This window comes from uncultured Campylobacter sp. (genome assembly GCF_937997465.1).
In the GTDB taxonomy this organism is placed as follows: domain Bacteria; phylum Campylobacterota; class Campylobacteria; order Campylobacterales; family Campylobacteraceae; genus Campylobacter_A.
On sequence record NZ_CALKTQ010000158.1, the window covers coordinates 23,536 to 29,941 of the forward strand.

General features: G+C 35.9%; 6 protein-coding genes. 3 read left to right on the forward strand and 3 right to left on the reverse strand.

The genetic code is table 11. The annotated features are described in order from the left end of the window. Positions 1-30: 30 nt before the first annotated feature. The 3 genes from Q0546_RS04945 (at position 31) to Q0546_RS04955 (ending at position 4,419) form a co-directional block, all read left to right on the forward strand. Entirely contained in the window at positions 31-927 is an 897-nt protein-coding gene (locus tag Q0546_RS04945) for a hypothetical protein (protein WP_298791068.1), read from the forward strand. Positions 928-970: 43 nt separating this feature from the next. Beyond that, positions 971-2,251, forward strand: coding sequence for a DUF2130 domain-containing protein (locus tag Q0546_RS04950; RefSeq protein WP_298791070.1), 1,281 nt, complete (start codon positions 971-973; stop codon positions 2,249-2,251). Positions 2,252-2,385: 134 nt separating this feature from the next. After that, positions 2,386-4,419, forward strand: coding sequence for an ATP-binding protein (locus Q0546_RS04955; RefSeq protein WP_298791072.1), 2,034 nt, complete (start codon positions 2,386-2,388; stop codon positions 4,417-4,419). A 193-nt stretch (positions 4,420-4,612) separates the two neighbouring features. Here the strand turns inward: Q0546_RS04955 and Q0546_RS04960 are convergent, their stop codons facing one another. The 3 genes from Q0546_RS04960 to Q0546_RS04970 form a co-directional block, all read right to left on the reverse strand. Next, complete coding sequence (locus tag Q0546_RS04960) at positions 4,613-4,897, reverse strand: helix-turn-helix transcriptional regulator (protein WP_298791074.1); 285 nt, start codon at positions 4,895-4,897, stop codon at positions 4,613-4,615. Next, positions 4,894-5,223: a type II toxin-antitoxin system RelE/ParE family toxin gene (locus tag Q0546_RS04965; RefSeq protein WP_298791076.1), complete on the reverse strand. Its 330-nt coding sequence runs from the start codon at positions 5,221-5,223 to the stop codon at positions 4,894-4,896. The genes Q0546_RS04960 and Q0546_RS04965 overlap by 4 nt, the downstream gene beginning before the upstream one ends. Before the next feature lie 361 nt (positions 5,224-5,584). Continuing rightward, the coding region (locus Q0546_RS04970; RefSeq protein WP_298791078.1) for a 3-dehydroquinate dehydratase at positions 5,585-6,406 on the reverse strand (822 nt) is incomplete at its 5' end.

A 6,406-nucleotide genomic window follows, 5' to 3' on the forward strand; every position in this document is an offset into this window, starting at 1 on the left:
TATAATTTTCTCAAAATTTAAAGGACAAAAATGAGACAATTTACAAAGGAGCAAAGGCGAAAGCTAAATAGCATAAACGAAAGGCTCTATGACCTTGAGCGCCGTGTCGTGCCACGTGCAAAGCAGATAAATATGTCGGTAAAAGATGTAAAAGAGGCATGTGATCATTTTTGTGAGCTATTGCTCTATTTTTACTCAAAGGATGAACTTCTTATGCGATATAGGCAGTTCATGGATCACATAGATGACTACTTTTATACGGAAAATCAAAACGAATTTAGAAACTGGCCCACACATGAGATGTCTGGCGAGTGGCACTGCTGGTTTTACCACTGCTTATATGACCATACGGATCTTAGCTGGGATGAAATTTTAACTATCGACAGGATGGAGGGCAAGCTTCGCTCATACTACGACTATACGCCTATAGATCTTTGCCTAAAAAAGCTAGAGTGCAGCGAGAAAGAAGAGTATATCTCTGATGCCAACAAAGATCAGTGGGAGCAGATAGAGAAAATAAATAAAGCGCTAGCTAGCTATCAAGATGTCCTAATAAGAGATGCTAAGATACTTGAAAACAGGCTAAAAGCAAGGGTTGAGGGTGGATTTATCGAAGACTATGCTATGGAATTTCGTTTGGTCTTTTATTTGCGAGAAGACGATCCAGATTATGATGAAAATGACGACAATTTCTTAGTCATCATCAATGAGCCTATCGTTCCTAGCGAAATGAGCAAGCAAAAGAGCCGCTGGACACAAAACTGTAATGAATATTTTGGTAGCTCTGTCTATTTTGATAGTAAGGCATATTTTTGCTATCTATTTGCAGCTTTTATAAACAACACGCATATCTGCAAGATCAAAGACATACTGCGCATAGGCTCTGTTGATATGACACTTTGCTGGGATGAATACTATGAAATTTAAAGAAAAAATAGCATAAGATAAAGATAAAAAATGGAGGTGAAAAATGACAAATCAAACAACGATAAAGTGCCCAAACTGTGGGTGTGAAATAGATATAAATGACGCCTTATATCATCAGTTAGAAGGTAAATATAAAGGTGAATACCTGGCCCAAAAGAAGCAGCTTGAAGCCGAACTTGAGGCTAAAAGGAAGGAGCAGGAGGCTTATTTTGAGAGTTTAAGAACAAAAGAACAGCAACTGCAAGATCAAAAAGAGAAATTTGAGGAAGAAATCAAAAAAGCTACGCAAATACAGCTAAAAATGGAAAGAGCAAGACTTCAAGAGGAGCTGCGAAAAGAGATACTTGACGAGCAAAATGAGTCGGTGGCACTCTTGCAAAAACAGCTTGAAGAGAAGTCAAATCAAGTAAAAGAGCTAAATATTACAAAGGCTCAAATTTTGCAGCTTCAAAGGGAAAAAGAGGAGATGGAGTCTGCCATAACCGCAAAGGCTGAGCTAGCATTAAATGAAAAGCTAAAAGAAGAAAAAGAGAAGATACAAAAGGCTGCAGATGAGCAAAATGAGCTTAAGTTTAGACAAAAAGAGGAACAGCTAAAACAGCTTCAAGAGCAACTTCAAATAGCCCAAAGAAAGGCCGAGCAAGGCAGCATGCAGCTTCAAGGCGAGGTACAGGAGCTCGCGATAGAAGAGTGGCTGAGGGAGAAATTTCCATTTGATACTATTGATGAGATCAAAAAAGGTGCGAGAGGCGCTGACTGCGTACAGATCGTGCATACAAGGGAGTCTCAAAATTGTGGAACGATATATTATGAAAGCAAGAGAACAAAAGAATTCCAAAGATCTTGGATAGAGAAATTTAAGGCTGACATGAGAGAAAAGGGCGCTGATATCGGTGTCATAGTTACTGATGCTATGCCAAGTGATATGCAAAGGATGGGGCTATATGAAGGTGTTTGGATCTGCACGTTTGAGGAATTTAAAGGCTTAAGCGCTGTTTTAAGAGAACAACTCATAAGGATACACCACGTCTTGATCGCGCAAGAGAACAAAAGCGACAAGATGAGCTTGCTCTATCACTTTTTAACCAGCAATGAATTTAAAATGCAAATAGAAGCGATAGTAGAGGCATTTTCAACCATGCAAAGCGACCTAGATAGTGAAAAGCGCGCAATGCAAAAGATATGGAAGCAAAGAGAAAAGCAGATAGAAAAAGTGTTAAATAACACCATAAATATGTACAGCTCTATAAAAGGTATCGCTGGAAATGCAGTGGCAAATATAAAAGCTCTGGAGCTGCCATATAATGGTGATACGCATGAGTAAATAAAGAGCGTTTCAAAACGCTCTTTATAAATTAACCTTTCACAACAAATTTCCCAAATTTTTATAATTATGGACATAAAAATGTCTTTTATGCCAAGTAAAATAGCTTCAAACAAAAGCAAAAGGAGCTTGTCGTGGAAAAAGAGATTTTTTACGTAGATAGCGAGATATATGAGCTTACAACACTTTGGATACTTCGTGCTATTTTTAATCTCGGAGGAGAAAGAGAGTTGCTAAGAAGCAGATATGATGATGTTTTAGAGTTTTTGGGTATCGAATCAAAAGAGCCCAAAGAAGAAGATATCCAAGGTCTTAAAAACAGACTTGAAATTCTTGAAAAAAGTCAAATTTCATGCAAGCTAAAAGATCTTGAACACAACCTAAATTTACTTCAAGCAAATTTAGGTCTAAATAGTGCCGAGAGAGATATTTTGAGATTTGTTGCGATCATGTACAACTATGAAGTGATATCTAATGCTTGCAGTTTACTAGGAGATCTAAACAACATACAAGCCACAAAAGCCATCTCAAAGATACTAAATTTAAACTTTGGCGATGTTCAAAAGGCCTTTAGAAAAGATGGAGTCTTTGCCAAGACTTCGATAATAAGACTAGACACTAATACGCATAATCTAAAATATAAAATCGATGTCATAAACAATAACTTTATGGGTGATTTGTTTGTTAAATGTGAAAGCATGGACGAGATATTTGAAAGTGCGGTAAAGCCATGTAGCAAGACAAATTTAAATACAAAAAACTACCCACACATAAAAGAAGATGTGAAAATCTTACTTTCGTTTTTAAAAAGTGCCGTTAGCAAAAAACAAAAAGGAGTAAATGTGCTCCTATATGGCTCAGCAGGAACTGGCAAAACTGAGCTTAGCAAAGTGATAGCTAGTGAGCTAAATTTGAAGCTTTATGAAGTAGCTTATGATGACGGAGATGGATATGCAAATGAGTATCAAAGATTAAGATCGTATTGTCTTGCACAAAGTGTATTGTCTGCTGGATCAAATTTATTGATGTATGACGAAGCAGAAGATATATTCAACACAAGAAACGACGAAAAAAGACAGTACGGCAAAGCCTTTATAAACAGATCTCTCGAGACTAACGAGCTGCCTACTATCTGGATAACAAATAATATTTATGATATGGATGACGCCGTGGTTAGAAGGTTTAACCTAGCAATAGAGATAGGCATACCAACTGAAAATGTGCGAGCAAAGATCATAAAACAATATAGCGAAAATTTGATAGATGATAAACTCATAAAAAAGCTAGCTAAAAATCAGTTTATAGCTCCAGCACTCATCAGTAACGCAAGCGCTGTCGTCTCAAATTTAAACACAAAAGACAAAAACAAAGCTTTTGAGCGAGTGATAAACAACACTCTAAAAGCACAAGGCTATGGTGAGATAAAAAAAGATGCGAAAAAAGAAAAAGTAAAAACAAAAGATGATCTGCCAAGTAGCTACGATCCAAATTTTGTAAACACGGACTGCGATCTAAATGAGCTAATGCAGGGGATAAAAGCAAGCAAAAATGCTAGAATTTGTCTTTATGGTGTGCCAGGAACTGGCAAAAGCGCCTATGCTAAATTTATCGCCAAAAGCCTAAGAAGGCCTATAATCATCAAAAAAGGTAGCGATCTTTTGTCTATGTGGGTCGGAGGAAACGAACAAAACATAGCGGAGGCTTTTAAAGAAGCCAAAGATAAAAAAGCAGTGCTAGTTTTTGACGAAGTAGATAGCTTTTTGCAAGATAGAAGTAGTGTGTCTCATAACTGGGAGATAACCCTAGTAAATGAGATGCTTGTACAAATGGAGAGCTTTGATGGCATCTTTATCGCCACAACGAATTTGATCGACAACCTAGATAAAGCCTGTCTTAGAAGATTTGATCTAAAACTCGAGTTTGGCTACTTGCTGCCGGAGCAAGCGCGAAATTTGTTTAAAAAAGAGTGTGCCTTACTAAAAGTCAAATTTGACGAAAATACAGCCAAAAAAGTTTCAAATTTAGGCTTGCTAGCGCCAGGAGACTTTGCCAGTGTGAGAAGACAAGCTAAATTTAGACCTATAAAAAATAGCGACGACTTTTATCAAAGGTTAGAGCTTGAAGTCGCTCTAAAAAAAGAATCAAAAAGCGTGAAGATAGGGTTTTAGGGATAATCCCTAACGAGGTATTTTTGTCTGACTTGTCAGACAAAAAGTATCCTCGCCCATATGAAATACAAGATGGCTTTTTGATAGATAATATCATATGTAAGCTAATAGTGAGCTGGTTATGAATTTTGCTTTTTATTCTCTATTGATCCATTTAAGACAAGCTAAAGAATATATGGTGAAATCTTAAAAACTATTGCACAAAATTTACATCCAGCCTATATCCAGCAGCATTTGCATAGGCATTTAAAGTAGAGATTGTTGGGGAAATTTTAGAGTTTAGGCTCTCTAGTCTTGAGATGTTGCTTTTACTAGTATTCATTCTGTTAGCTATCTCTTCTTGAGTCAGATTTGCCGCTTTTCTGATCTTAATAAGCTTTAACTTTAAATCAAATTCAACTTCAAGTTTATCGTATTCTTTTTTTACCTCGCTTCTTTTTAGAGCTTTTTCTTTAAAGTCCTCAAAAGTTGGTCTCATCTTATCTCCTTTGCTCTTTGTATGATGATCTTCATATCTTTTTTAGGGATAGCGTCTGATTTTTTAATGAGCGTATGCAAAATCACTATTTCTCTATTTATGACATTTACAAAGACACTTCTTGCGATACCTTCTTTGCCTTTTGCCCTAAACTCAAATAGTCCATCGCCAAGAGGTGCGCTATGAGGTCTGCCTAAATTTGGTCCAATCTCCCTAGCCATTTCAAGTATGCGAAGTAAATTAGCCAAAATAGTATCTGGTAAAGACAGTGTCTCGTCTTCAACACTCTTATCATAAAATGTGATTTTCCATAATTGCTCTTTCATGCCAGCTATATTATCATATTTGATAACTTATTGTCAAATATGATAACTTTTTAAGAACGCTCACTCTTCCACTCCTTGATAAAATTTACCTCTTCAACTAGATCCTTTAGAATTTTTTAGAGTTATTGACTCATCGTAAGTGCTTACAGCGTTCTTTGTTAGGTTTAATATCACAATTACTAGCTAGAATAATTTTTATTTTAAAAAACTAATACCGATTTTTCTTCGTTAAACCAGTTTTTCAAATATTATGAAATTTTAGACACTATCCGATTTTTGTTTTTCTCATTCTGCAAAGATATACCTCTATCCTTTAGGCAACTCTTGTTCTATTTGGTTTATCTTACTCATACATAAATCCCTAATACAAAAATCCAAACAGCCAAAGTGAAATTTTGTTTCTCACCCCAACTTCAATATCATCTGCTGCTATATATGAATTTGGCATATCTTTTATCTGCTCAAAGCCTTTTTTGGCTCCACCTATTTCAAAGGTAAAATTATTACCAACCATAAAGTCACCATTTTTGCCTGAGTAAATTTCGGTGATATTTCCAAGCTGATTGACAAAGAATGTCTCTCTAACATTTCCTATATCTGGGCTATTTATATACATTAAATTTGTATTTTCAAGGTAAATTTTGTCTGCCTTATCCATATTTTTTATAGCTAGCTCACTTTTCATTAAAAGCCTTATAAGTCCAGCGCTATCAAGCATAGCAAGATACTCTTTTAGCGTCCTATCATCCCTTATATCAACAAGCGATTTTAGGCTTGAGTAGTTTGGCTGATATGGGACGTTTGTGCTTATGGCATGAGTTAAGATCTTTAGCTTTCTTGCAGTGTTGCCGTTTAAATTTGGATATATACTTAAAAGATCGCTATCTATCGTAGCTTCTATGCTTTGTCTTAGGGTCTGATAAAAGGCGGTATCATTTGGCATATCATTATAGTATGGGTAGTAACCCACCTTTAGATACTCTCTAAAAAGCTTAATAACTGCTAGCTCTTTTTGTTTTAAAGTATTAATGATATCAACAGCTATCTCCTGATGGTTTGTAAGTAAATTTGCAAGCTCAATAGCTTCTAAATTTATACCATACCTTAGCCCTAGATACTCCCTAAAACTCATTCCAATCATCTTATATACTATCGCTCTTCTGCTTAGATCATGAGAGCTTTT

Bases quoted from the DNA above. Each gene is read 5' to 3' on its own strand.
- Q0546_RS04950 (WP_298791070.1), top strand. From the start codon at position 971: ATGACAAATCAAACAACGATAAAGTGCCCAAACTGTGGGTGTGAAATA.
- Q0546_RS04960 (WP_298791074.1), bottom strand. From the start codon at position 4,897: ATGAGACCAACTTTTGAGGACTTTAAAGAAAAAGCTCTAAAAAGAAGC.
- Q0546_RS04945 (WP_298791068.1), top strand. From the start codon at position 31: ATGAGACAATTTACAAAGGAGCAAAGGCGAAAGCTAAATAGCATAAAC.
- Q0546_RS04965 (WP_298791076.1), bottom strand. From the start codon at position 5,223: ATGAAAGAGCAATTATGGAAAATCACATTTTATGATAAGAGTGTTGAA.